The 24451-nt window shown below is 70.8% G+C and carries 22 protein-coding genes; 16 read left to right on the plus strand and 6 right to left on the minus strand.

Features of this window, described 5'->3' with window-relative positions:
- The first annotated feature begins 102 nt into the window (after positions 1-102).
- Together pruA and ACP4J3_RS05675 are read left to right on the plus strand one after the other, a co-directional pair.
- Positions 103-1734, plus strand: coding sequence for an L-glutamate gamma-semialdehyde dehydrogenase (gene pruA, locus ACP4J3_RS05670; RefSeq protein WP_426531047.1), 1632 nt, complete (start codon positions 103-105; stop codon positions 1732-1734).
- 77 nt (positions 1735-1811) lie between these two features.
- Positions 1812-2636: an alpha/beta fold hydrolase gene (locus tag ACP4J3_RS05675; protein ID WP_426531049.1), complete on the plus strand. Its 825-nt coding sequence runs from the start codon at positions 1812-1814 to the stop codon at positions 2634-2636.
- Between the two features lie 42 nt (positions 2637-2678).
- Here ACP4J3_RS05675 and ACP4J3_RS05680 read toward each other — a convergent pair whose 3' ends face one another.
- Entirely contained in the window at positions 2679-2885 is a 207-nt protein-coding gene (locus tag ACP4J3_RS05680; protein WP_426531051.1) for a DUF5988 family protein, read from the minus strand.
- A gap of 161 nt (positions 2886-3046) precedes the next feature.
- On the opposite strand from ACP4J3_RS05680, the gene ACP4J3_RS05685 reads away from it, so the two are divergent.
- Together ACP4J3_RS05685 and ACP4J3_RS05690 are read left to right on the plus strand one after the other, a co-directional pair.
- Positions 3047-3607 carry a GNAT family N-acetyltransferase gene (locus ACP4J3_RS05685; RefSeq protein ID WP_426531053.1) on the plus strand — a complete coding sequence of 187 codons (561 nt, stop codon included), beginning with the start codon at positions 3047-3049 and terminating at the stop codon, positions 3605-3607.
- A gap of 258 nt (positions 3608-3865) precedes the next feature.
- The gene (locus tag ACP4J3_RS05690; protein ID WP_194040225.1) at positions 3866-4006 is read left to right on the plus strand and encodes a hypothetical protein; all 141 of its coding nucleotides are present in this window, start codon (positions 3866-3868) and stop codon (positions 4004-4006) included.
- 28 nt (positions 4007-4034) lie between these two features.
- Here the strand turns inward: ACP4J3_RS05690 and ACP4J3_RS05695 are convergent, their stop codons facing one another.
- Positions 4035-5603 carry a purple acid phosphatase family protein gene (locus tag ACP4J3_RS05695; protein WP_426531056.1) on the minus strand — a complete coding sequence of 523 codons (1569 nt, stop codon included), beginning with the start codon at positions 5601-5603 and terminating at the stop codon, positions 4035-4037.
- Between the two features lie 142 nt (positions 5604-5745).
- Here ACP4J3_RS05695 and ACP4J3_RS05700 point away from each other — a divergent pair, with 142 nt between their 5' ends.
- The gene (locus ACP4J3_RS05700; RefSeq protein ID WP_426531058.1) at positions 5746-6789 is read left to right on the plus strand and encodes a 3-isopropylmalate dehydrogenase; all 1044 of its coding nucleotides are present in this window, start codon (positions 5746-5748) and stop codon (positions 6787-6789) included.
- A 291-nt stretch (positions 6790-7080) separates the two neighbouring features.
- Complete coding sequence (locus ACP4J3_RS05705; RefSeq protein WP_426531060.1) at positions 7081-8187, plus strand: branched-chain amino acid aminotransferase; 1107 nt, start codon at positions 7081-7083, stop codon at positions 8185-8187.
- On the opposite strand, the gene ACP4J3_RS05710 is transcribed toward ACP4J3_RS05705, so the two are convergent.
- Positions 8184-9635 carry a cytosine permease gene (locus ACP4J3_RS05710; protein ID WP_426531062.1) on the minus strand — a complete coding sequence of 484 codons (1452 nt, stop codon included), beginning with the start codon at positions 9633-9635 and terminating at the stop codon, positions 8184-8186. The genes ACP4J3_RS05705 and ACP4J3_RS05710 overlap by 4 nt on opposite strands.
- Positions 9636-9780: 145 nt before the next feature.
- On the opposite strand from ACP4J3_RS05710, the gene ureA reads away from it, so the two are divergent.
- The 7 genes from ureA to ACP4J3_RS05745 all read left to right on the plus strand — a co-directional run bounded on the left by ureA (position 9781) and on the right by ACP4J3_RS05745 (position 18172).
- Positions 9781-10461: an urease subunit gamma gene (gene ureA, locus ACP4J3_RS05715; protein WP_426531064.1), complete on the plus strand. Its 681-nt coding sequence runs from the start codon at positions 9781-9783 to the stop codon at positions 10459-10461.
- A 25-nt stretch (positions 10462-10486) separates the two neighbouring features.
- Positions 10487-12166: an urease subunit alpha gene (locus tag ACP4J3_RS05720; RefSeq protein ID WP_426531066.1), complete on the plus strand. Its 1680-nt coding sequence runs from the start codon at positions 10487-10489 to the stop codon at positions 12164-12166.
- An 18-nt stretch (positions 12167-12184) separates the two neighbouring features.
- On the plus strand, positions 12185-13225 hold the full coding sequence (locus ACP4J3_RS05725) for an agmatine deiminase family protein (RefSeq protein ID WP_426531068.1): 1041 nt from the start codon (positions 12185-12187) through the stop codon (positions 13223-13225).
- Between the two features lie 9 nt (positions 13226-13234).
- A complete protein-coding gene (locus tag ACP4J3_RS05730) occupies positions 13235-13834 on the plus strand; it encodes a TetR/AcrR family transcriptional regulator (RefSeq protein WP_426531070.1) in 600 nt (199 codons plus the stop codon).
- A 245-nt stretch (positions 13835-14079) separates the two neighbouring features.
- Positions 14080-14505: a hypothetical protein gene (locus ACP4J3_RS05735; protein WP_426531072.1), complete on the plus strand. Its 426-nt coding sequence runs from the start codon at positions 14080-14082 to the stop codon at positions 14503-14505.
- Positions 14506-14820: 315 nt separating this feature from the next.
- Positions 14821-16425, plus strand: a complete 1605-nt coding sequence (gene cimA / locus ACP4J3_RS05740; protein ID WP_426531074.1) for a citramalate synthase — start codon at positions 14821-14823, stop codon at positions 16423-16425.
- Positions 16426-16822: 397 nt separating this feature from the next.
- Complete coding sequence (locus ACP4J3_RS05745; RefSeq protein WP_426531076.1) at positions 16823-18172, plus strand: hypothetical protein; 1350 nt, start codon at positions 16823-16825, stop codon at positions 18170-18172.
- 166 nt (positions 18173-18338) lie between these two features.
- Here the strand turns inward: ACP4J3_RS05745 and ACP4J3_RS05750 are convergent, their stop codons facing one another.
- Positions 18339-19121 (minus strand): serine protease, encoded by a 783-nt coding sequence (locus ACP4J3_RS05750; RefSeq protein WP_426531078.1) that lies wholly within the window; start codon positions 19119-19121, stop codon positions 18339-18341.
- A 300-nt stretch (positions 19122-19421) separates the two neighbouring features.
- Between ACP4J3_RS05750 and ACP4J3_RS05755 the strand changes: the two genes are divergently transcribed.
- Both ACP4J3_RS05755 and ACP4J3_RS05760 read left to right on the plus strand, forming a co-directional pair.
- Positions 19422-19814 (plus strand): DUF485 domain-containing protein, encoded by a 393-nt coding sequence (locus tag ACP4J3_RS05755; RefSeq protein ID WP_426531080.1) that lies wholly within the window; start codon positions 19422-19424, stop codon positions 19812-19814.
- Positions 19815-19831: 17 nt separating this feature from the next.
- A complete protein-coding gene (locus ACP4J3_RS05760; RefSeq protein ID WP_426531478.1) occupies positions 19832-21430 on the plus strand; it encodes a solute symporter family protein in 1599 nt (532 codons plus the stop codon).
- Positions 21431-21485: 55 nt separating this feature from the next.
- Here the strand turns inward: ACP4J3_RS05760 and ACP4J3_RS05765 are convergent, their stop codons facing one another.
- A complete protein-coding gene (locus ACP4J3_RS05765; protein ID WP_426531082.1) occupies positions 21486-22658 on the minus strand; it encodes a Cmx/CmrA family chloramphenicol efflux MFS transporter in 1173 nt (390 codons plus the stop codon).
- Positions 22659-22763: 105 nt separating this feature from the next.
- Positions 22764-23756: a DMT family transporter gene (locus ACP4J3_RS05770; RefSeq protein ID WP_426531084.1), complete on the minus strand. Its 993-nt coding sequence runs from the start codon at positions 23754-23756 to the stop codon at positions 22764-22766.
- Between the two features lie 75 nt (positions 23757-23831).
- Between ACP4J3_RS05770 and ACP4J3_RS05775 the strand changes: the two genes are divergently transcribed.
- Positions 23832-24446, plus strand: a complete 615-nt coding sequence (locus tag ACP4J3_RS05775) for a TetR/AcrR family transcriptional regulator (protein WP_426531086.1) — start codon at positions 23832-23834, stop codon at positions 24444-24446.
- Positions 24447-24451: the final 5 nt, after the last annotated feature.

Genomic DNA, 24451 nt, shown 5'->3' on the forward strand with positions numbered 1-24451 from the left:
CGGCTCGCGGAGACGCCCGCCAACCCGCGGTTCTTCGCCCGCTCGATGATCAGCAAGGGCTGAGCCCCGATCCACCCGCTCAAGCAAGGAGTTACGGAAACCATGGACGCTGTGACCCAGGTCCCCACCCCCGTCAACGAGCCGGTGCACGGCTACGCCCCCGGCTCGCCCGAGCGTGCCCGGCTCGAGGCCAAGCTCAAGGAGCTGGCCGAGAACCCGGTCGACCTGCCCTGCACCATCGGCGGCCAGAAGCGGATGGGCGGCGGCGACCGGTTCGACGTCGTGCAGCCGCACAATCACAAAGCCCGCCTCGGCACCTACGGCAACGCCACCCAGCAGGACGCCCAGGACGCCATCGACGCGGCCCTCGCCGCCGCGCCGGCCTGGCGCGCGATGTCCTTCGACGACCGCGCCGCGATCATCCTGCGCGCCGCCGACCTGCTGTCCGGCCCCTGGCGCGAGACGCTGGCCGCCTCCACCATGCTCGGCCAGTCCAAGACCGCCCAGCAGGCCGAGATCGACACGCCCTGCGAGCTGATCGACTTCTGGCGCTTCAACGTCAAGTACGCCCGTGACCTACTCGCCGAGCAGCCGGTCGCCAACTCCCCGGGCGTGTGGAACCGCCTGGACCACCGCCCGCTGGAGGGCTTCGTCTACGCGATCACGCCGTTCAACTTCACGGCGATCGCGGGCAACCTGCCGACCGCCCCGGCGCTCATGGGCAACGTCGTCGTCTGGAAGCCGTCCCCGACCCAGACCCACGCCGCCGTGCTGCTGATGCAGCTCCTCGAGGAGGCCGGTCTGCCCAAGGGCGTCATCAACCTCGTCACCGGCGACGGCATCGAGGTCTCCAAGGTGGCTCTTGAGCACCGTGACCTCGCCGGCATCCACTTCACCGGCTCGACCAGGACCTTCCAGTACCTGTGGAAGACGGTCGGCAACAACATCGAGAAGTACCGTTCCTACCCGCGCATCGTCGGCGAGACCGGCGGCAAGGACTTCGTCGTCGCCCACCCGAGCGCCGACAAGGCGGTGCTGAAGACCGCGCTGACCCGTGGCGCCTTCGAGTTCCAGGGCCAGAAGTGCTCCGCGACCTCCCGGGCCTACATCCCGGCGTCGATCTGGAACTCCGGCTTCAAGGAGGAGTTCGCCGCCGAGGTCGACTACATCACCATGGGTGACGTCACCGACCTGTCCAACTTCATCGGCGCCGTCATCGACGAGCGCGCCTTCGCCAAGAACAAGGCCGCCATCGACCGCGCCAAGTCCGACCCGAGCTGCACGATCGTCGCGGGCGGCTCCTACGACGACTCGGTCGGCTACTTCGTCCGCCCGACCGTCGTCGAGTGCTCCGACCCGGAGAACGAGGTCTTCACCACCGAGTACTTCGGCCCGTTCCTCGCCGTGCACGTCTACGAGGACGACAAGTACGACGAGATGCTGGAGCAGATGGAGTCGGTGTCGGCCTACGCCCTGACCGGCTCGGTCATCGCGGGCGACCGCGCGGCGGCACGCTACACCATGGACAAGCTGCGCTACGCGGCCGGCAACTTCTACATCAACGACAAGTCGACCGGCGCCGTCGTCGGCCAGCAGCCCTTCGGCGGCGGCCGCGCCTCCGGCACCAACGACAAGGCCGGCGCCCCGCAGAACCTGATGCGCTGGACCCTGACCCGCTCCATCAAGGAGGCGCTGGTCCCGCCGACCGACTACACGTACCCGCACATGGGCTGACACCCCGACTCGCGGTAAAGGGCCGGGTCTTGAGCGGACCCGGCCCTTTCGTGCGTGGCCAAGTGGACAATACGGTCATGACGGTGACGACGGACGACGGCGTACGACTGTGGGCGAGCGCATCCGGCCGGGGCGCGCCGCTGGTGCTGTGCCACGGCGGTCCCGGACTGTGGGACATGTTCGAGGACGTGGCCGCGCTGCTCGGCGACCTGGCCACGGTGATCCGGTGGGACCAGCGCGGGTGCGGACGCTCCGAGCGCTGCGCGGGGCCCTGGACGACCGAGCGGTTCGTGGCCGATCTGGACGCCGTACGGCGGCACTTCGGGGCGGCGCGGATGGCGCTGCTCGGGCATTCCTGGGGCGCCCAACTGGCGCTCGCCTACGCGCTGGCGCATCCGGAGCGGGTGAGCACGCTGGTGTACGTGGCCGGAACCGGCATCGGACCGGACGCCGACTGGCACCCGGCCTACGAGGAGAACCTCCTGGCGCGGCTGGGCGAGGACCCCGAACGCCTCGCCCGCTGGCGGGAGTTGCCCAGGGACGACCGGGAGCGTGCGGTGCTCCAATGGTCGGTCGAGTTCGAGGACCGCGCGCGGGCGCCGGAGCACGCCGCCCGGATGGCCGACCCGTGGTTCGGCATCAACACCGAGTGCAGTGCGGCCCTGAACGCCGAACGGCGACGCACCTGGGGCACCCCCGAGCTGTACGCCGCCTGCCATGCCCTGGACCTGCCCGTGCTCATCGTCGACGGGGCCCGCGACATCCGGCCACGCTCGGCGGTCGACTCGCTGGAGCGGGCGCTGCCGAGCGCGGACCGGGTGATCCTGCCCGACGCCGGGCATCTGCCGTGGGTGGAGGATCCCAAGGGCTTCCGGGAAGCGGTGGCGACCACGCTGCGGTGAGCCGTCGCGCTCCGTGCCGCCAGGGGGGCGTGGTGAAAGCCCCTAGCCCGGCATCTCCGTCCGCTCCCACCACTCGTACACGGGGAGTCTGCCCTCGGGCGTGTCCGCCTGGCGCGGGGTCGGCCGGAAGTGCTCGTAGCCGTTGCGCAGCTCGATCTTCACGTCCGGGCCGGGAAAGGGCGTGGGCACGATCCGGTCGGGCAGGTCGTCCGGGCCGCCCTCGAGGAACACTTTCGCCGTGTCGTTCATGACCTCACCGTCCCCTGGTCGTGGCTGTCTGTCCCGATGCCGCGCGGAGGATCGGCCGAGTGGGTGATGCACGGGCCGGGCCGCTCCGACGGCGTCAGTCCATCGTGGCCCCGGTGGCCGGTCCTCGGCACCGGTTCGTCGCAGGTGCGGATACTGGTCCGATGACCACGACCGCATCCTCCGCCTTCATTGTGCGCACCGCACACACCGCGGACCTCACCCCCGGCGAACTGCGCGTGATCCGCGCCCTGTTGGACGAGGCCTTCGACGGTGACTTCTCCGACGAGGACTTCGAGCACGGCCTCGGCGGCATCCACGCCCTCGTCCACGACGACGCCGGACGGCTCGTCGCGCACGGGTCGGTGATCATGCGGCGGGCGCGGCACCGGGGGCGGTGGCTGCGGGTCGGGTACGTGGTGGCGGTGGCCGTACGGCCGGACGCGCGCCGCGGTGGGCTCGGCGGGCGGGTGATGGCGGAGCTGGAGCGGGTGATCGACGGCGCCTACCAGCTCGGCGCGCTCTCGGCGTCGTACGAGGGCCAGGGCCTGTACCGGTCGCGCGGCTGGCTGGAGTGGCCCGGCCGGATCGACGCGCTCGGCCCGGACGGGATCGTGCGCCTGCCCGAGGAGGAGGAATGGCTCTTCGTACGGGCCTCCTCCGGAACCGTCCTCGACCCGGCCCACGAACTGCTCTTCGACTGGCGGGACGGGGATGTGCTGTGACGGGACATAGGTAAAAGCGCAGGTCAGCGGCGTGTGACCCACTCCACCGTCTCAGATAGTAGGAAGTCCGAGTAATTGTGGAGACAGACTCGCCGTCCTCCCTTAGCTTTGTAGAAGCCGAACGTCTCGCTCGATCAAGCGAATGGCGGTCGTGAGCCGAGCCCCGTGCAGGCAACCCCTGCGGCACCGCTCCCCGCCCCACCCGGCGTCTCGTAACCCCTCTCTGCACTCCCGGATTGTCGAAGGAGTCGATTTCCCATGGCCGAGACGACCGCCCGCCGTCGAGTCCGTCACATCTCCCGCACCAGCGAGTCCGACCGCAGGAACGCCGCGGCCGCGCTGCAGCGCGCGCTCGACCGCCGTGACAACGGCGGCAGCACCGGCCACCAGGCCGCCTGACGCACCCAGCGGCAGACGCCCAGACCGCTCAGCCGCGCCGCACCTCGAAGTGGTCGACGCGCTCGCCGTCCGGGGTCAGTGCCGACACCGTCAGCCGGGGCTTCGCGCCGCTCTCCGCCTCCACGGAGAGGAAGGAGAAGCCCCGGTAGCGCACCCGCGACCACTCGACGCGCTCCGCCCTGGTGTCGCGTGACCTGGTCCAGGTGAAGGAGTCGACCGACTCCCGCCCGGCGACATGGCCCTCGTAGCTCTCCTCGACGCCCTTCGGGAAGCCGTACAGCTCCTTGCCGCCGCCGCCCGCCGTGACGTACACGATGCCGTCCCGCCTCGGGTCCGTCGACGCGCCGATCGGCACCGGCTTGCCGACCTCGCCGTTCTTGATGGCGTCCGTCCGCTCGTACACATGGTTGTGCCCGTTGATCACCAGGTCGACCTCGTGCCGGGCGAACAGCGGCACCCACTCGGCGCGAATGCCCCCGTCGGAGGCGTGCGTCGACGTCGAGTAGGCACAGTGGTGGAAGTAGACGACGACGAAGTCGACCGAGCCGTCGGCCCGCAGTTCGCGCAGCTTCGTGTCCAGCCACTTGGTCTGCCGCCCCTCCGAGTGGCCGAAGTTGGCGGGGATCTCGTACGACACGTCGTTCGCGTCCAGCGCGACCACCCCGACATTGCCGTAGGTGAACGCGTACACCCCCGGCGCCGTACGCGGGTCGAAGCCGTTGTCCGGGAGCGAGAAGCGGGCGAGCTGGCCGCCGTAGCCGTCCGGCGAGTACCAGGCCTCCATGTCGTGGTTGCCGGTCGTCACCATCCACGGCACCGACTTCGCCACCGACTCCGTCTGCTTGAGGAACACGTCCCACATGCCCGCCTGGAACGCGTCGGTGTCCTTGCCCTTGCCGGTCGGGTTGGCGTAGCAGATGTCCCCGGCGTGCAGATGGAAGGCGGGGTCCAGGCGCAGCAGGGCGCGGTCGTTGGCGGCCGCGTGTGTACCGACGCCCTGGTCGCCGAACGCGGTGAACACGAACCGGTCGGGCGGGGCCGCGGGCGCCGTGCGGAAGGAGGCGATCGTGGCCCGGTTCCCCGGGGACGCCGGGTCGAAGCCGTCGTGGCCGACGCCGTAGTAGTACGTCGTGCCCGGCCGCAGACCGTCCAGGACCGCGTGCAGGTAGTACTGCTCGACCGCCGGGCTCACCCCGGCCAGCTCCGGGGTCTTCAGGTCGCGCAGCTCCGCCTCGGTCCTGCGGTCCAGGTCGTCCGGGCGCAGCCCGATCCGGACGTACGGCCTGCGCACCGCGGCCGGCACCTGCCAGGAGATACGCATCTGGGTCTTCGGGTCGGCGCCGAAGGCGAGATGGCGGCCGAAGGGGGCGACGGCGGCCCCCGGCACCTCGGTGAGCGTGGACGCGGAGGGCTTCGGCCCACCGGTGTCCGATCCCGATCCCGAACCCGAACAGCCCGTCAGCAGCCCGCCCGCCACCGCGCCGGCCGTCACCAGCGTGCGACGCCGGGTCAGTTTCGTGCGCAGGTACTCGTGCCGCTCCGCCATGGTCATACGGCGGGCGAGCCGGGGCGGGATGCCGAAGTCAGGGATGTCCATGTCGGAGAAGTTCCCAGCGGACGCCAACACCCGTCACACATAGGGGTGAACGCCAGTCGACGCGCAAACGCCGTCCCCCGTCCGGCCGTCCGCATCGCGGACACCGCGTGTCATTCCATGGGACGAGGAGTAGGGTGCCGACATGTCTCGCAGCCTCAATCTCGCAGTGATTCCCGGTGACGGCATCGGGCAGGAAGTCGTGGCCGAAGGCCTCAAGGTCCTCTCCGCCGTCCTCCCGCAGGATGTGAAGCTGGAGACCAAGGAGTACGACTTCGGCGCCCGGCGCTACCACGCCACCGGTGAGACCCTCACCGACGCCGACCTCGACGCCCTGAGGAAGCACGACGCCATCCTGCTGGGCGCGATCGGCGACCCGAGCGTCCCCTCCGGCGTCCTGGAGCGCGGCTTCCTGCTCAAGCTCCGCTTCGCCTTCGACCACCACGTCAACCTGCGGCCGAGCAAGCTGCTGCCGGGTGTGGACACGCCTTTGAAGGGCGAGCCGTCCATCGACTTCGTCGTCGTCCGCGAGGGCACCGAGGGCCCGTACACCGGCAACGGCGGCACCATCCGCAAGGGCACCGAGCACGAGGTCGCCACCGAGGTCTCCGTGAACACGGCCTTCGGTGTCGAGCGCGTGGTCCGCGACGCCTTCGCCCGCGCGCAGGCCCGCCCCCGCAAGAAGCTGGCGCTGATCCACAAGAACAACGTGCTGACCTTCGCGGGTCACCTGTGGACGAACATCTTCAACAAGGTGGCCGAGGAGTTCCCCGAGGTCACCACCGAGTACATGCACGTCGACGCGGCGACCATCTACCTGGTCACCCAGCCCGAGCGCTTCGACGTCATCGTCACCGACAACCTCTTCGGCGACATCGTCACCGACCTCGCCGCGGCCGTCTCCGGCGGCATCGGCGTCGCGGCGAGCGGCAACATCAACCCGTCCGGCGACTTCCCGTCGATGTTCGAGCCGGTCCACGGTTCCGCGCCCGACATCGCCGGCCAGGGCAAGGCCGACCCCACCGCCACGGTCCTGTCCGTCGCCCTGCTCCTGCGCCACCTCGGCTACGACGCCGAGGCCGCCCGCATCGACGAGGCCGTCTCCGCCGACCTCGCGGAGCGCACCGGCAAGCCCGCCCGCTCCACGTCGGAGATCGGCGACGCGCTGGCCGTACGAGTAGCCGGCTGACCCTGCCGCGCCACTCGAATCCTTTCGAAGCCGTCGGGTCACTTCTCACCCGGCGGCTTCCCCATGTCCGCCGCCGGGTGACACCATCAGCCCCTGGGTCGCGATTTGACGCCGATCACGCTGATCACGCGGATCGCTCCGATCAGGCCGATTTCTTCCACGGCACCCGCTTGCCATAATCGAACGCGGAGCCGCGGAATGACGGAATGCTCGGACGTCCTAGCACTGGCCACTGGCAGTACTGGCGTGAGCGCGGCCCGCCACAATCAAACCGGTGAAGGACATCTACACATGACGACGCCCACGATCGAGCTCAAGCCCTCCGCCAGCCCGCTCTCCGCCGCCGAGCGCGAGGCGATACTGGCCAACCCGGGGTTCGGACGCCACTTCACCGACCACATGGTGACGATCAAGTGGACCGAGGGCCGCGGCTGGCACGACGGCGAGCTCGTGCCGTACGCGCCGATCTCCCTGGACCCGGCCACGATGGTCCTGCATTACGCGCAGGAGATCTTCGAGGGCCTGAAGGCCTACCGCCGGCCCGACGGGTCCGTCGCCTCCTTCCGCCCCGAGAAGAACGCGGCCCGCTTCCAGGCCTCGGCCCGCCGGCTCGGCATGCCGGAGCTGCCGGTCGAGACGTTCATCGAGGCCTGCGACGCGCTGGTGCGGCAGGACGAGGCGTGGGTGCCGGCGCACGGCGGCGAGGAGTCCCTCTACCTGCGTCCGTTCATGTTCGCCACCGAGGTCGGCCTGGGCGTGAAGCCGGCCAGCGAGTACCTGTTCATCGTCATCGCCTCCCCGGCCGGCGCCTACTTCCCCGGCGGCGTCAAGCCGGTCTCCATCTGGGTCTCCGAGGACCACGTCCGCGCCGTCCCCGGCGGCATGGGCGACGCCAAGACCGGCGGCAACTACGCCGCGTCCCTGCTCGCCCAGGCCGAGGCCGCCGCCGAGGGCTGCGCGCAGGTCTGCTACCTGGACGCGGTCGAGCGCAAGTGGGTCGAGGAACTCGGCGGCATGAACCTGTACTTCGTGTACGGCGCCGCGTCCAATGAAAAGCCGGTGATCATCACCCCGTCCCTCACCGGCTCCATCCTGGAGGGCGTCACCCGCGACTCCCTCCTCACCGTCGCCCGCGACCTCGGCTACGAGGCCGAGGAGGGCCGCATCTCCGTCGACCAGTGGCAGCGCGACTCCGAGAACGGCACCCTGACCGAGGTCTTCGCCTGCGGTACGGCCGCCGTCATCACGCCGGTCGGCACGGTGAAGCGCACCGGCGCGCAGTGGCAGCAGAGCGGCGGAGAGCCCGGCGAAGTGACCATGAAGCTTCGCCAGGCCCTCCTCGACATCCAGCGCGGCACGGCCGAGGACAAGCACGGCTGGATGCACAAGCTGGGCTAACTCCCGGACTTGACCGTCAGGGCCGTAGCGGACTCGGAGTTCGCTACGGCCCTTTCGCGCACCGCGCCCGAGCCGCCGATCGTCAGCAGCAGATACAGCAGGCCCCCCACCAGCCCGGACAGCAGGAAACTGCAGTCCACCCCGCCGGTCAGCCCCAGCAGCGGGCCCTGATACGACGGGAGGGAGACCGCCAGCACGCCGACCGTCGCGCCCAGGGCCCAGGACACGGTCGCCGGGATGTTCCAGCCGGCCCGGTACCAGTAGATCCCGCCCCGCGCCCGGCGGTTGAAGACCTGCAGGGCCTCCGCGTCGTAGACGCCACGGCAGCGCGCGAAGCCGATCAGGGTGATCACCGCCCAGGGGGTGCCGATCGCCGTCAGCAGCAGGACGAAGGACGTCATCGCGTCCTGGGCGCTGGAGGCGTAGTGACCGACGAAGACGCAGGCGGTGGCGACGACCGCGACGGCGTACGTCGCCCGGGCGCGGGAGGCGCGCGGCAGGATGGCGTCCAGGTCGAGGCCCATGGAGTAGAGCATCAGGCCCGCGTTGCCGACCGAGCCGGCGGAGGCGGCCAGCAGGAGCGGCAGCAGGTACCAGGTGGGGGAGGCGTCGACCAGGGGACCGGCGTAGTCGAGGGCCGCCCGCGCCGCGTACGACGTGAACGTGCCGAACAACTGCGGGACCAGCAGGCCCAGGACGAGGCCGAGCCAGGTCGCGCGCAGGACCCGGCGCGAGGAGTGGCGGGCCGGTGAGATGTAGCGGGTGTAGTCGCCGAGCAGGGTGATGAAGGCGATCGGGCCGGACAGCCCCGCCGCCACCGCCGAGAGCAGCCACGTCGGCCAGAAGCCGCCCAGCAGATAGCCGCCGGTCTCCGGCAGCGCGTCGGTCGTGAAGTGCGGGGCGTAGGCGATCACGCCGACGACCAGGAGGGCCGTCATGCCGATCGCGAGGGCGCGGGACAGGGCGAGCAGCACCCGGTAGCCGTACACCGCGCCCACCACGGTCGCCGCGGCCAGCAGCCCGTAGACCACGCCGTACGACACCCCGCTCGCCGGCAGCCCGAACAGCCGGCCCAGCACGCCCACCATCACATCGCCGCCGATCCACACGGTCAGGGCCGTGTAGCCGAGGGCGAGCAGCAGGCCGACCACCGAGCCGACCAGACGGCCGCGCACACCGAACTGGGCGCCGGAGGACGTGGACAGGTTCGTCGCGGTGCGCAGGGAGATCAGGGCCAGCGGGGCGGTGAGGGCCGTGCCGGCCAGGGTGCCCAGCACGATCGAGCTGACCGAGGCCCACCAGTCCAGGCCGAACGCCGGAGGCAGCCAGCCGAAGACGATCACTCCGAGGCAGAGGTTCGATCCCAGCAGGATCGAGGCGAGGTCCCGTGGGCCGCTGGTGCGTTCCTCCTCGGGGATGGTGTCGACTCCGCGCTGTTCCATCGGCATGGCTGGTCTCCTTCGATCGGCCGCCAGAGAGTTTGAGCGACGTTCAATGTCAGATACTCATCGCCCTAGGTCAACACTTTCGCTTCCGGAATTTCATGTTTAGAGTGACGCTCTAACAATCGGGAGGCAAGGAGGTGCCCGCGTCATGAGACTCACCCCCACGGAACGTGACCGGCTGCTGCTCTTCGGAGCCGCCGAGCTGGCCCGGGCCCGCCGGGCCAGGGGACTGAGGCTGAACGTGCCCGAGGCGACCGCTCTGATCGCGGACACCGTGTGCGAGGCCGCCCGGGACGGGGTGCGTCTCGCCGAGGCCATCGAGCGCGCCCGGTCCGTGCTCGGACCGGACGACGTGCTGCCGGGGGTCGCGGACGTGGTCACCGAGGTGCATGTGGAGGCGGTCTTCGACGACGGTTCGCGGCTCGCGGTCGTGTCCGATCCCCTCGGCGGCGGGCTCGGCCCGCAGGCCCCCGGCGCGCTGCTGCCGGGGCCGGAGCATGTCGAGCCGGAGGCGGACGTGCGGCTGGTGGTCACCAACACCGCCACCGTGCCCGTCTCCGTCACCTCCCACTTCCACTTCTTCGAGGCCAACCCGCGCCTCGACTTCGACCGCGCGGCGGCCTATGGCACGCGGCTCGCCGTGCCCGCCGGGTCCTCCGTGCGGTTCGGGCCGGGGGAGAGCACCGAGGTGGGGCTCGTGCCGATCGGGGGCGAGCGGATCGCGATCGGGTTCGCGGGGCTCGTCGACGGGGCGCTGGACGCGCCGGGGGCGAAGGAAGAGGCCCTGCGCAGGGCCGCCGCCTGCGGATATCTGGGAGCTGACCGATGAGCATCGACTATCCGGGAGCAGGCTGTTGAGTATCGACCCCTACGCCTACGCCGCCACCCACGGCCCGCGCGCCGGCGACCGCGTCCGGCTCGGCGACTCCGGGCTGACGATCCGGGTGGAGTCCGACTCCCAGCGCTACGGCGACGAGTTCCTCGCCGGATTCGGCAAGACAGCCCGGGACGGGCTGCATCTCAAGGCCGCCGCCGTCCGGGACACCTGTGACGTCGTCATCAGCAATGTCGTGGTGATCGACGCCGCGCTCGGGATCCGCAAGGTCTCGATCGGGATCAGGGAGGGGCGGATCTGCTCGATCGGGCGGGCCGGGAACCCCGACACCCTCGACGGAGTCGACGTCGTGGTCGGCACCGGCACGTCGATCGTGTCCGGAGAAGGGCTCATCGCCACCGCCGGGGCCGTCGACACCCACGTCCATCTGCTGTCGCCGCGCATCATGGAGGCCTCGCTCGCCTCCGGGGTGACCACGATCATCGGGCAGGAGTTCGGGCCGGTGTGGGGCGTCGGGGTCAACTCGCCGTGGGCGCTCAGGCACGCCTTCAACGCCTTCGACGCCTGGCCGGTCAACATCGGCTTCCTCGGGCGGGGTTCGTCGTCGCACGACGCGCCCCTGGTCGAAGCCCTCGCCGAGGGCGGGGCGAGCGGCTTCAAGGTGCACGAGGACATGGGCGCCCACACCCGGGCGCTGGACACGGCGTTGCGGGTCGCCGAGGAACACGACGTCCAGGTCGCCCTGCACAGCGACGGGTTGAACGAGTGCCTGTCCGTCGAGGACACCCTGCGGGTGCTGGAGGGCCGCACCATCCACGCCTTCCACATAGAGGGCTGCGGCGGCGGACACGTCCCGAACGTGCTGAAGATGGCCGGCGTCCCCAACGTCATCGGCTCCTCCACCAACCCCACCCTGCCCTTCGGCCGGGACGCCGTCGCCGAGCACTACGGCATGATCGTCTCCGTCCACGACCTGAAGACCGACCTGCCCGGCGACGCCGCCATGGCCCGCGACCGCATCCGCGCCGGGACGATGGGCGCCGAGGACGTGCTGCACGACCTGGGCGCGATCGGCATCACCTCGTCCGACGCACAGGGCATGGGCCGGGCCGGCGAGACCATCCGCCGCACCTTCGCGATGGCCGGGAAGATGAAGGCCGAGTCCGGCGCCCCGGACGACGGCCACGACAACGAGCGCGTCCTGCGCTACCTGGCCAAGCTCACCATCAACCCCGCCATCGCCCACGGCCTCGCCCACGAGGTCGGCTCGATCGAGGTCGGCAAGCTCGCCGACATCGTGCTGTGGCGGCCGGAGTACTTCGGCGCCAAGCCGCAGTTGGTGCTCAAGTCCGGGTTCCCGGCGTACGGCGTGGTCGGCGACCCCAACGCGGCGACCGACACCTGCGAACCCCTCGTGCTGGGTCCGCAGTTCGGGGCGTACGGCGCCACACCCGCCGACCTCTCGGTCGCCTTCGTCGCCCGGGCCGCCGTCGACCAGGGCCACGACACCATGCCGACCCGGCGCCGCAGGGTCGCCGTATGCGGCACGCGCGGCATCGGGCCGGCCGACCTGCGCCTGAACTCCCGTACCGGAGCGGTCGACGTCGACCAGCACACCGGTCTGGTCACCCTCGACGGCGAGCCGCTGCGCTCCGAGCCCGCCGAGTCCGTCTCCCTCAACCGCCTGTACTTCCTGTAAGGACTGTGAGGACCACTCATGTCTGCTGCCGCCGACGGCTTCCGGATGCCCGCCGAGTGGGCCCCGCACGAGCGCACCTGGATGGCCTGGCCGGGACCCAACGCGACCTTCGACGACCCGGCGGACCTCGCGGCCGCCCGGACGGCCTGGGCGTCCGTCGCCCGTGCGGTGCGCCGCTTCGAGCCGGTGACCGTGGTGTGCGGTCCCGGGCAGTCGGCCGAGGCCCGCGCGCTGCTCGGCGACGGCGTCGAGACGGTCGAACGGGACCTCGACGACGCCTGGATGCGCGACATCGGCCCGACCTTCCTGACCAGCGGCGCCGGTGAACTCGCCGCCGTGGACTGGACGTTCAACGGCTGGGGCGCACAGCGCTGGGCCCGCTGGGAGTACGACGCGAAGATCGCCGCGCATGTCTCGGACCTGGCGGGCGCCACCCGGACGTACGCCTCGAAACTCGTCAACGAGGGCGGTGCGATCCATGTGGACGGCGAGGGGACGGTCCTGCTGACGGAGACGGTCCAGCTCGGCCCCGAGCGCAATCCGCACTGGACGCGCGAGGAGGTCGAGGCCGAGATCCACGCCATGCTCGGCACCCGCAAGGCGATCTGGCTGCCGCGCGGCCTGACCGGCGACTACCCGCCGCATGGCTTCGGCACCCTCGGCCACGTCGACATCGTCGCCGCCTTCGCCCGCCCCGGTGTGGTCGTGGCCCACGCACAGCCGGACCCGGCGCACCCCGACCACGAGGTGACCCGGGAGATCACCGGCCTCCTGCGGTCCCAGACCGACGCCCGCGGCCGCCGCCTGGAGGTCGTCGAGGTACCCGCCCCGACCGTCCTGGAGGCCGACGGCCACTGGGCCGACTACTCGTACATCAACCACTACCTCTGCAACGGCGGCGTGGTCCTCTGCGGCTTCGACGACCCACGCGACGAGCTCGCGGCCGGCATCTTCCGCCGCCTCTTCCCCGAGCGGACGGTGACGCTCGTCGACGCCCGTACGATCTTCGCGGGTGGTGGAGGCATCCACTGCATCACACAGCAGCAGCCGAGGATCTAGGAGCCGCAGATGGCCGGTGGGCGCAGGCAGGCGCCGCCCCGCGACGAGGTGCTCGCCGCCGCCATGGAGATGATCGCCGAGCGCGGTCTGGAGAAGCTCACCATGGCGGCGCTCGGCCGTGAGGTCGGCATGAGCAGCGGCCATCTCCTCTACTACTTCCACTCCAAGGACGAGCTGCTGCTGCGGACCCTGGAGTGGAGCGAGGGCCGGCTCGGCGCCGAGCGCGGCCGGCTGCTGACCCGCACCGCGGCCGCCCGCGAGCGGCTCGAGGCGTACGTCGACCTGTACGTCCCCGAGGGCCACCGCGACCCGCACTGGACGCTGTGGCTGGAGGTCTGGAACCGCTCGCAGAACGCCGACGACGACGCCCGCGACCGGCAGGCCGCGATCGAGGGCGCCTGGCACCGCGACCTGGTGGCGCTGCTGGCGGAGGGGGTGTCGAGGGGGGAGTTCCGGGCCGTCGACCCGGACCGCTTCGCCGCCCGGCTGCGCGCGCTGCTCGACGGGTTCTCCATCCACGTGGCGATCGGGCTGCGCGGCACGGACCGGGCGCAAGTCATGTGCCACGTACGGGAGTTCCTGGACGACAGCCTCCTCGCGGAATCCTGAGTCCACGTCCAGGTTGTACGCAATACGTCGGATTGCCCCTGTAGCGCGTGGTGCGTTTGCCTCGTGGAGAGCCGTCGGCGCCACGGGGACCACGGGGGGGGGACATGTCCAGCGCCGCACGCGCGTCCGGTATCTCCTCAGCGGCGCCGCCGCCCTGGTCACCGCCGACGGCACCGACATCTTCGTACGGCATTTGCGATGAGCGGGCCCCACGCGGCAAACGCAAGAACAAACGAGGGGGAATCGTGTTCAGAACCATCCGCGGCCTCTCGGTCGCGCTACTCGCGGGGACGATGATCGCGGCATCCGCGACACCGGCCTCCTCGGCACCGGAGCCGGCCACCCAGCGAGTCACGCTGACAGCCACCGGAGACCAGGGCGACGGCGACTCGTACGGACCGCACCTCAGCCCGGACGGCCGCCACCTGGCCTACGAGGCGCAGCCACGCCGTCCGGACGGCCCGGACAACGTGTACCTCCGCGATCTGCGCACCGGCGCGACCCGTCTGATCAGCACGTCCGTCACCGGAGGACCGGTCACGGACGAGCACGTGACGCTGTACGAGGTGAGCGCGGGCGCCGGCCGCATCGCCCTCGGCAGCCGCTCCGCCCAACTGGTCCCGGACGACACCAACAACCGCTACGACGGCTTCGTCCACCGCCGACGGTGATCAACACAGTGCTCGCATCCTGAGACGGACGGTGAGCCCGGCGGCGGTCTGTGCCAGACTGCCCCCGTGCTTTCGCTCTCCATGATTATTGGCAGCAGGCGCGCCGGTCCGCAGTGACCGCCACGTACGACCCCGTACGGGCGGACACCGTCGTCCTCGACCCGCGCGCAGACCTCTCGCACCCGCGAGAGGTTTTTCGCTTTTCTGGCCCACCTGCAGCCGGGAGCGCAGCGCGAGGGATCATTGGAGGACGGTGGAGCCGGTCATTCCGGTAACGACATATCCACTGGGATCCAACACAGGAGCCTTGACACCATGACCGCAACCAGCGAGCTCGACGATTCGTTCCACGTCTTCGACACCACCCTGCGCGACGGCGCGCAGCGGGAGGGCATCAACCTCACCGTCGCGGACAAGCTGGCCATCGCACGGCACCTGGACGAGTTCGGCGTCGGCTTCATCGAGGGCGGCTGGCCCGGGGCCAACCCGAGGGACACCGAGTTCTTCGCGCGCGCCCGGCAGGAGATCGACTTCAAGAACGCCCAGCTGGTCGCCTTCGGCTCCACGCGCCGCGCGGGCGCCAAGGCATCGGAGGACCCGCAGGTCAAGGCGCTCCTGGACGCCGAAGCCCCCGTCATCACCCTGGTCGCCAAGTCCCACGACCGCCATGTCGAACTCGCCCTGCGCACCACCCTCGACGAGAACCTGGCCATGATCGAGGACACGGTCTCGTACCTGCGCTCCCAGGGCCGCCGCGTCTTCGTCGACTGCGAGCACTTCTTCGACGGCTACCGCGCCAACCCCGAGTACGCGAAATCCGTCGTCCGCACCGCGTCGGAGGCCGGCGCGGACGTCGTCATCCTCTGCGACACGAACGGCGGCATGCTCCCGGCCCAGGTGCAGGCGGTGGTCTCCACGGTCCTGGCCGACACCGGCGCCCGCCTCGGCATCCACGCCCAGGACGACACGGGCTGCGCGGTCGCCAACACCCTCGCCGCCGTCGACGCGGGCGCGACCCACGTCCAGTGCACGGCCAACGGCTACGGCGAGCGCGTCGGCAACGCCAACCTGTTCCCTGTCGTAGCCGCCCTGGAACTGAAGTACGGCAAGAAGGTCCTCCCCGAGGGCCACCTCCGCGAGATGACGAGGATCTCCCACGCCATCGCCGAGGTCGTCAACCTCACCCCCTCCACCCACCAGCCCTACGTCGGCGTCTCCGCCTTCGCCCACAAGGCCGGCCTGCACGCCTCCGCGATCAAGGTCGACCCGGACCTGTACCAGCACATCGACCCCGAGCTGGTCGGCAACACCATGCGCATGCTGGTCTCCGACATGGCCGGCCGCGCCTCCGTCGAGCTCAAGGGCAAGGAACTCGGCATCGACCTCGGCGGCGACCGCGAGCTGGTGGGCCGGGTGGTCGAGCGCGTGAAGGAGCGCGAGCTCAAGGGCTACACCTACGAGGCGGCCGACGCGAGCTTCGAACTCCTCCTGCGCGCCGAGGTGGAGGGCAGGCCCCTGAGGTACTTCGACGTCGAGTCCTGGCGCGCGATCGTCGAGGACCGCCCCGACGGCACCCACGCCAACGAGGCCACGGTCAAGCTCTTCGCCAAGGGCGAGCGCATCGTCGCCACGGCCGAGGGCAACGGCCCGGTCAACGCCCTCGACCGCGCCCTGCGCGTGGCCCTGGAGAAGATCTACCCCCAGCTCGCCAAGCTCGACCTGGTCGACTACAAGGTCCGCATCCTGGAGGGCGTCCACGGCACCCAGTCCACCACCCGCGTCCTGATCTCCACGTCCGACGGCACGGGGGAGTGGTCCACGGTAGGCGTGGCCGACAACGTCATCGCCGCGTCGTGGCAGGCCCTGGAGGACGCGTACGCCTACGGCCTGCTGCGGGCCGGGGTGACGCCGGCGGAGTAGCTCCGCTGGGCGGGCGGGGGTGGGTGCGCAGCCCGGCGCGACGGGGCGCCGCCTGCGCCCACCCGTGCCGCCCCAGGCGGCACGCATGCCCGCAGCTGAAGCGGAGCGGACCCGCAGTCGCGTACGGCGGGAAGGGGACGTGGCGGGGGGTGTCCGCCCGCAGTGGCCGGCGTCAAGAAACGATGACCACCCTGCCCGAGGCCGGCCGCCGGTCCGAGGACGGAGACCCCCCGCCACGGCCCCGACCCACCCACCAACCGTTGGCGCTACGCGCACCCCCACACACGCCGCACATGCGCCGCAGGCATCGACGCGAACCCCCACCACAGCCGCGCGCTCCGGATTCCAGTCACCAGGACCGACGCCTTCACGCGCCCCATCAGGTAGCGTCGAAGGTATGAGGACTCCGCTCGTCCGGGGCCTCATGCGCTCGCTGATCGTGCCGGTCGCCGCGACCACGGCGGTGCTCATGGCCGGCGCGACCGGCGCACATGCGGCCACGGACCTATCCCAGGTCGCCGAGGCGCTGCGCGACGGTCCCGTCTACGTGGACCCCGCCGCCTCGGACCAGCTTTCGTCGGCCGACGCCGAGGCGCTCGCCGACAAGATCGAGGACGCCGACAAGCCGGTCTTCGTCGCCGTCCTCCCGGCCGACCAGCCCACCGAGAACCTCCTGCTGAACCTCCGCACGGAGACCGGTGTCACCGGCCTGTACGGCGCCCGCGTCGGCGACGACTTCGACGCGGCGGCCGACGCCTCGGTGATGTCCCGGCAGGCGGTGAACAACCTGGTCACCTCGGTGCAGACCGCCGGCGACCCCAAGGCCCAGCTCAACGACTTCGTCGACACGGCACTGCGCAACGTGGACGGCTCGGCACCGGCGAGCTGGAGCGAAGGCGGTGGCGGCGTGGACGTCAGCGGCCTGATCGCCGCCGGCGCGGTGCTGGCCGCGGGCGGCGCGGGCGCGTACGCGCTGGTGCGGCGCAACCGGCGACGCCACGAGGAGGAACAGCGGGCGGCGCTGGAGAAGCTGCGGGTCGTCGTCGACGAGGACATCACCGCCTTCGGCGAGGAACTGGACCGCCTGGACTTCCACCCGGCGGAACCCGGCGCCGACGACGCGATGCGCTCGGACTACGAGCATGCCCTGGACGCCTACGACCAGGCGAAACGCCTGATGGACTCGGCCGGCAAGCCGGAGCACGTCAAGGCGGTCACCCAGGCCCTGGAGGACGGCCGCTTCTCCCTCACCCGGCTCGCCGCCCGCCGGGAGCACCGGCCGCTGCCGGAACGCCGGCCGCCCTGCTTCTTCGACCCCCGGCACGGCCCGTCGCAGACCGACGAGACCTGGACGCCCCCCGGCGGCACCCCCCGCGAGGTCCCGGTCTGCGCGGCCGACCGCACCCGGCTGTCCGAGGGCCGCGACCCCGTGATCCGCGAGGTCGACACCGACGGCGGCCGCCGCCCGTACTGGGAGGCGGGCCCGGCCTACGGCCCCTGGGCCGGCGGCTACTTCGGCGGCGGCCTCCTGCCCGCCCTCCTCGTCGGCACGATGCTGGGCAGCATGATGGCCACCCCGTCGTACGCGGCCGACTACGGCGCCGGGTACGGCTATGGCGGCGGGGGCTATGAGGGAGGCGACGTCTCCGGTGCGGACTTCGACAGCGGGGACTTCGGAGGCGGGTTCGACGGAGGAGGCGGCTTCGGAGGCGGCGACTTCGGCGGCTTCGACGGCGGGGGCTTCTGAACCCCGCCCCGGAGAACACGCCACAGACACCCACCCCGGAGAACACGCCATAGACACCCCACCCCGGTGAACACGACACGGGCCCGGCATCCAAGGACACCGGGCCCGCACACAGGCCTGACCGCTCAGGCGCGCCGACGAGTCACAGCCGCCGAGAGGCGAGACGTCACAACGAGGACGCCGCCGAAGCGATCGCCGAGGCGAAGGTGGAGACCTCCGCGTAGACGCCGGGGGCGTTCGGGCGGGCGCAGCCTATGCCCCAGCTCACGATGCCGACCTGGATCCAGGCGTTGTTGGCGTCGCGGCGGAACATCGGCCCACCGGAGTCGCCCTGACAGGTGTCGACGCCGCCCGAGGGAAGGCCGGCGCAGATCTCCTCGCTGGCGATGAGGCCGCCGTAGCCGCTGTAGGAACGGCACTGGGCGTCGCTGACGAACGGCACGTTGGCCTTGAGCATGTAGCGCTGCTGTGACCCGCCCTCGCGGTTGGCGCCCCAGCCGGCGACGGTGAAGGTGCCGGTGTTGTACTGCGTGGTCGTGGCGATCTTCAGCGTCGGCAGGTTGATCGGCTGGGCGAGCTTGATGAGCGCCCAGTCCTTGCCGTTGCCGTTGTAGCCCGGCGCCCGGTACACGTACGTCGAGCGGACCTGGACCCGGCCGCTGGTGGACTGCAGGTCCACGACGCCGGCGGTGGCGGTGATGCCGGTGTTGGGCCCGGTCGAGCCCACGCAGTGCGCGGCGGTGAGCACGATCTGCTGGGTGTAGAGCGCGCCGCCACAGCCCATGGAGAGCCGGACCATGAACGGGAACTCGCCCTGCGCGGCCCGGGTTCCGCCGACGACACGGGAGTCGGCGGCCTGCGCGGCCGAGACGGGCTGAAGGCTGACGATCGCGAGCGCGGCGGCGCCGAGGGCCGCGCATCTCTTGAGCGCGGTGAGGAGCTTCTTCAACGTGATGCCTTCCGTGGGGGGTTGGACATGCGAACGTAGAGAGCGCTTGAATGTCGGGCGCATGCCAAGCAAGGGGAGAGATCGATCGGTGCTGACATGTGCCGGTCAAATCTGGTCGTTCGGATTATGGGAATCCCGCGAGCGCCCCCACAAGGGGCCGAATCCGGCCATGGTCACTTCTGTTGCGCACCCTGGTTGATAGTTCAAGCGCCCCGCTGCAATACTCCGTTCCCTTCCCCCTCACGCTCCGCGACCGCAAAGTGTCGTGTGCGCGACATAAGGCAGCAAAGAAGGTGCGTTATGTCCCTGTATCCGCCGTCGGACGACAACCTGCACCCACCCCCTGAACTCCACTCGATACGCAGCGCCCGCCGTTCCTTCGGCTTGGCGGCGACGCTCGTCTCGGTGGGCGGATTCCTCATATACGTCCTGCTGTCGGGATTCGCCGTCGGCATGATGAACCAGCCGCTGTTCGGCCACCTGACGATCGGACTGGCTCTGGGCCTCTTCCAGTTCCTCCTCATGGCCGTGACGATCTGGCTCTACGTCCGGCACATGCGCGAGCGGGTCGACCCGGTCACCGATCGCCTGCGGGCCCAACTGCGGGACAGCCAGGCGCAGATGCAGGCGCGGGCACAGGCGTCGGCACAGGCACGCCCCACCCCCTCGGGAAGGCGGTTCGGCACGTGGTGACGCAAGCAGCCGGTCAACTGGTGGATCACGCGGCGAGCGTCACCGACCGGGGCACTTTGCAGCTCACGCTCGTCCTGTTCATCACGGTCGTCGTGGTCACCCTGTTCACGGTGCTGCTGACGGCCCCGCAGCGGGACGAGATCAGCGAGTTCTATCTCGGCAACCGCGACATGTCGCCGTTGCGCAACGGGCTCGCCATGTGCGGCGACTACCTGTCGGCCGCGACGCTGCTCGGCAGTACCGGAATCGTCGCGCTGACCGGATACGACGGTCTGCTCTATCTGGGCGGCACGGTGGTGGCCTGGATGATGGCGCTGCTGCTGATCGCCGAACCGCTGCGCAACTCCGGCAAGTTCACCCTGGGCGACAATCTGGCCCTGCGGCTGCCGCGGGGACAGCGATCGGTCCGGCTGGCGCTCGCCCTGTGCACCCTGACCGTGTGCCTGCTGTACCTGGTCGCCCAACTCGTCGGCAGCATAGCCCTGTTGGCACAGTTCATCGGCGCCCCGAGCGGGACGGCCCGGGCGATGTGCGTGGTGGTCATCGGCACCATCGTCGTGGTGTACGCGGCGATCGGCGGCATGCCGGGCGCCACGGTCATCCAGGTCGTCAAGGCCGTGATGCTGGTCGTCGGGGTGGGCATCACCGCCGTCATGGTGCTCCACCACTTCGGCTGGAACATCAACCGGCTGCTGTCGACCGCGGCCGACAACAGCACCCTGGGCGAGCGCTTCCTCGGCCCCGGGCTGCGATACGGCGGCAGCACCACGAACAAACTGGACTTCTTCAGCCTGCAGTTGGCCATCGTGCTCGGACTGGCCGCCCTCCCGCACATCATGATGCGGCTGCTCGCCCCGCGCACCACGCGTGTCCTGCGCGGCTCGGTGGTGTGGGCCGTGGGCCTGATCGGCTTCGTGTGCCTGATGGCGGGCGTGCTGGGCCTCGGCGCCACCGCGATCGTCGGCCGGGAGCAGATCGCGGACACCGACCCCAGGGGCGATGCGGCGGTGCTCCTGCTCGGTTACGAACTGGGCGGCGGCGTGCTCGTGGCGCTGCTGTCCAGCCTGGCCTTCATCACCCTGCTCGGCGTGGCCGGCGGACTCACGCTCGCCGCGGCCTCCTCGATCGCCCACGATCTCTACGGCGCGGTGATCCGCAAGGGGAGGGCGACGCAGACGGAAGAGGTGGCCGTCGCCCGGCTCTCCGCGGCCGCGATCGGCATCATGGGCATGATGCTGGCCCTGCTGTCCTGGGGCACGAGCACCGCGACGCTGGCGTTCCTGGCCTTCGCGATCGCGGCGTCCGCCATTCTGCCGACGATCGTCTACAGCCTGTTCTGGCGGCGCTTCACCGCACGTGGCGCACTGCTGAGCCTGTACGGCGGCCTGGCCTGCTCGGTGCTCCTGGTCGTGTTCTCCCCGATCGTCTCCTCCGCCTCCAACTCGCTCTACCCGAATGCCGACTTCGCCTGGTTCCCGCTGCAGAACCCCGGCATCGTGTCGATTCCGGCGGGCTTCCTGCTGGGGTGGCTCGGATCGGTACTGAGCAAGCCTCAGGAGCCGCAGGTGTTCGAGGAGTTCGAGGTCCGTGCGTTGATCGGTGCCGACGAGCGGTGACTCGCCGCGGGGCCGGAGAGGTGCCCGTCAGGCGCCTCTCCGGCCCCGGCGACGGTCATACGGCCGATGACGCGCCGGTACGCTTCCCCGCGACCGGCGAGCCCGCCACGCCCGCCGCCACCAGTGCCAGCGCGACCAGCACGGCACTGACCCACAGGGGCGACCGGTACCCGAGCCCGGCCCCGATGGCCGTACCGCCGAGCCAAGGCCCCAGCGCCGCCCCCACGTTGAACGCGGCCGTCGCAAAGCCGCCGCCCAGCGTGGGCGCGTCGGACGCCGCGTACAGCGCCTGGGAGATGAGCGTGGACCCGACCCCGAAGGCCAGGGCACCCTGCACGAAGACGAGCCCGAGCGCCACGACCGGATTGCCGGCCCCGAGCGCGAAGGCGCCCCACCCGACGCACAAGGCGACCCCGCCCGTGCCCAGCACCACCCCGGGCCACCGGTCGGCGAACCGCCCGCCGACCCAGACCCCCACGAACGACCCCGCCCCGAACAGCGCGAGCACGACGGGCACCCACCCGCTGCCCAGCCCCGTCACCTGCGTGACCAGGGACGCGAGATAGGTGAAGGTACAGAAGGTCGCCCCGTTCACGAGGGCACCCAGCAGCAGAGTGACCCGCAGCCGAGGGCTGCGCAGCGCCCGCAGTTCATCCCGCAGGGCGGGACGCGCGGAGCCGGCGGCACCGCCGGGCACGGACCGCGCCACGGCCACGACGGCAGGCAAGGACACCAGCGCCACGGCCCAGAACGCGGCACGCCACCCCCAGAGCTGCCCGAGCAGCGCCCCGGCGGGCACCCCCACCACGCACGCCAGCGGGACCCCGCCGAGCAGGGTGGACGCGGCCCGCCCCTTGGCGTCCGGCTCGACCATGTGCACGGCGGTCACGAGGGCGACGGCCAGGAACCCGGCGTTCGCGAGCGCCCCGACGACCCGCGTGGCGAGGAGCACCCCGAAACTGTCGGTCACCGCCCCGACGACATGAACGCCGAGAAAGACGACCAGGAACCCGAGCAGCGCACCCCGCCGCGACCACCGCCGCGCGAGGCCGGCCATGACCGGCGCCCCCACGACCATGCCCACGGCGAAGGCCGAGGTGAGCGCACCGGCCGCGGGCACCGAGACCCCCAGATCCCGGGCGATGTCCGGCACCAGCCCGGACAGCATGAACTCGGATGTCCCCTGGGCGAAGACGGCAAGGCCCAGCAGAAATAGAGCAAACGGCATGAAGAAACTCCGCTACCCGAAGTCGAGGTGGAAAACGGCACGTCGAGACGGCCGTCCGGCAGCGGAGTGAGCCCTGAAGGGGAACGAGCCTTGATCAGCCCGGCATCACGAGCAGCCACCGGAGAGCCGGTGGCCGGAGTCTGGATGCTTCGGGGCTGGACACGGAGGCAGGTTACGCGGGCCCGGGGAGAGGGGCCACCGGGTTTTCGTGCCCTCGCCACCCACGCGCCGCGCGCCGCCGCCGCGCTGCACGATGACGACGGCGACGAGGCCGACGACCAGGCCGAGGGCGGTCTGCGCGCCGAACGGCTCACCGAACATCAACGCTCCCCAGACCGCAGTGACCGGGGCCATGAGGAACATGAGCGTATTGACCTTGGTGACTCCGGAGCGCCGCAGGATGATCCAGTACAGCCCGTACCCGCCGAAGGTGGACAGGACCACGAGCGAGGTGATCGCGGCCCAGAAGCCGGCCTCGGCGGGCGGCGCGGCCGCTCCGGTGCTCACGGCGAACACCGTGAACAGCACGGCGCTGGTGACGCAGTGCACGGTCATCGCCACCCCGGGCGCGACCGGCACCCGGGAGCGGCTCTCGAGGAAGGTGGCCGCCACCAGGGAGAGCATGCCGAGGAACGGGATGAGATAGGCCCATGCGGCAACGCCGGTCGCCGCCGTGGCGTCGGCCGTCGTGACGATGACGACGCCGCTCACCCCCAGGAACAGCCCGAGCCACTGTCCGCGCGAGACGTACTGGCGCAGCAGCGGGCCGGCGAGCGCCCCGGCGACGAGCGGCTGGACGCCGTCGATCAGGGCCGTGGTGCCGCTGGAGACCCCGAGCTGGATGGCGTAGTAGACGGTCAGCAGATAGCCGCTCTGCGACAGCACGCCGATCACGGCCTGCCGTACGACGTCCCGCGCGGTCAGGCCCCGCCACGACGCGCGGCCCACCACGGCGGCGACGACGATCAGGATCACGGCGAGCGGCAGGAACCGCCACATCAGGATCGTGACCGCGGACGCGCTCCTCGCACCGAGCTTGGCCCCGATGAACCCGGAGCTCCAGCAGAGGACGAAGGCGAGCGAGAGCAGAGCATTCACACGATCACCCCACTAAACAGATCGGTATACCTGCCTCCTGTGCCGTGACTATACAGATCGGTATACTTCTCTGCCATGGGCACCGCAGAGCAGCAGCCGCACCGCATCACGATGACGCGTGCCGCACGGCGCATCCTGGATGCCGCCGAGCGGCTGTTCTACGAGCGCGGCATTCATGCCGTCGGAGTGGATCTCATCGCCGCGGAGGCGGGGGTGACCAAGAAGACGCTCTACGACCGCTTTGGGTCCAAGGAGCGGATCGTCGTGGAGTACCTGGCCGACCGCGACGCACGCTGGAGGGCCTTCCTCGCGCACTACCTCGACGACCACCTCGACGCGGCGCACGCGACGCCGCAGGCGCACGTCCTGGCCGTCTTCGACGCCTCACGCGCATGGTCGGTGGAGCACGGCTCCAAGGGGTGCAGCATGGTCAACGCCCATGCCGAGATCAGCGACCCCGCCCACCCGGCCCACCCGGTCATCGCCGGGCAGAAGGAGTGGATGCTCGCCCTGTTCATCCGTCTCGCCCGGGACATCGCCCCGCACGACTCGGACCGCTTGGGCCGGACACTGATGCTCCTCCACGAGGGAGCGCTCGTCGCCCACGGCCTGAACACCTTCCCGGACCCCATCGCACACGCCCGCGAACAGGCGGAAGCTCTCCTTCAGGCACCGCAAGGGCGGCCATGAGTCCA

The sequence above is a fragment of the Streptomyces sp. UG1 genome, from assembly GCF_049974585.1.
Lineage (GTDB): Bacteria > Actinomycetota > Actinomycetes > Streptomycetales > Streptomycetaceae > Streptomyces.

Excerpts from the sequence above, each read along its gene's own strand:
- pruA (WP_426531047.1), top strand. The coding sequence starts at position 103 with ATGGACGCTGTGACCCAGGTCCCCACCCCCGTCAACGAGCCGGTGCAC.
- ACP4J3_RS05675 (WP_426531049.1), top strand. The coding sequence starts at position 1,812 with ATGACGGTGACGACGGACGACGGCGTACGACTGTGGGCGAGCGCATCC.
- ACP4J3_RS05680 (WP_426531051.1), bottom strand. The coding sequence starts at position 2,885 with ATGAACGACACGGCGAAAGTGTTCCTCGAGGGCGGCCCGGACGACCTG.
- ACP4J3_RS05685 (WP_426531053.1), top strand. The coding sequence starts at position 3,047 with ATGACCACGACCGCATCCTCCGCCTTCATTGTGCGCACCGCACACACC.
- ACP4J3_RS05690 (WP_194040225.1), top strand. The coding sequence starts at position 3,866 with ATGGCCGAGACGACCGCCCGCCGTCGAGTCCGTCACATCTCCCGCACC.
- ACP4J3_RS05695 (WP_426531056.1), bottom strand. The coding sequence starts at position 5,603 with ATGGACATCCCTGACTTCGGCATCCCGCCCCGGCTCGCCCGCCGTATG.
- ACP4J3_RS05700 (WP_426531058.1), top strand. The coding sequence starts at position 5,746 with ATGTCTCGCAGCCTCAATCTCGCAGTGATTCCCGGTGACGGCATCGGG.
- ACP4J3_RS05705 (WP_426531060.1), top strand. The coding sequence starts at position 7,081 with ATGACGACGCCCACGATCGAGCTCAAGCCCTCCGCCAGCCCGCTCTCC.
- ACP4J3_RS05710 (WP_426531062.1), bottom strand. The coding sequence starts at position 9,635 with ATGCCGATGGAACAGCGCGGAGTCGACACCATCCCCGAGGAGGAACGC.
- ureA (WP_426531064.1), top strand. The coding sequence starts at position 9,781 with ATGAGACTCACCCCCACGGAACGTGACCGGCTGCTGCTCTTCGGAGCC.
- ACP4J3_RS05725 (WP_426531068.1), top strand. The coding sequence starts at position 12,185 with ATGTCTGCTGCCGCCGACGGCTTCCGGATGCCCGCCGAGTGGGCCCCG.
- ACP4J3_RS05730 (WP_426531070.1), top strand. The coding sequence starts at position 13,235 with ATGGCCGGTGGGCGCAGGCAGGCGCCGCCCCGCGACGAGGTGCTCGCC.
- cimA (WP_426531074.1), top strand. The coding sequence starts at position 14,821 with ATGACCGCAACCAGCGAGCTCGACGATTCGTTCCACGTCTTCGACACC.
- ACP4J3_RS05745 (WP_426531076.1), top strand. The coding sequence starts at position 16,823 with ATGAGGACTCCGCTCGTCCGGGGCCTCATGCGCTCGCTGATCGTGCCG.
- ACP4J3_RS05755 (WP_426531080.1), top strand. The coding sequence starts at position 19,422 with ATGTCCCTGTATCCGCCGTCGGACGACAACCTGCACCCACCCCCTGAA.
- ACP4J3_RS05765 (WP_426531082.1), bottom strand. The coding sequence starts at position 22,658 with ATGCCGTTTGCTCTATTTCTGCTGGGCCTTGCCGTCTTCGCCCAGGGG.
- ACP4J3_RS05775 (WP_426531086.1), top strand. The coding sequence starts at position 23,832 with ATGGGCACCGCAGAGCAGCAGCCGCACCGCATCACGATGACGCGTGCC.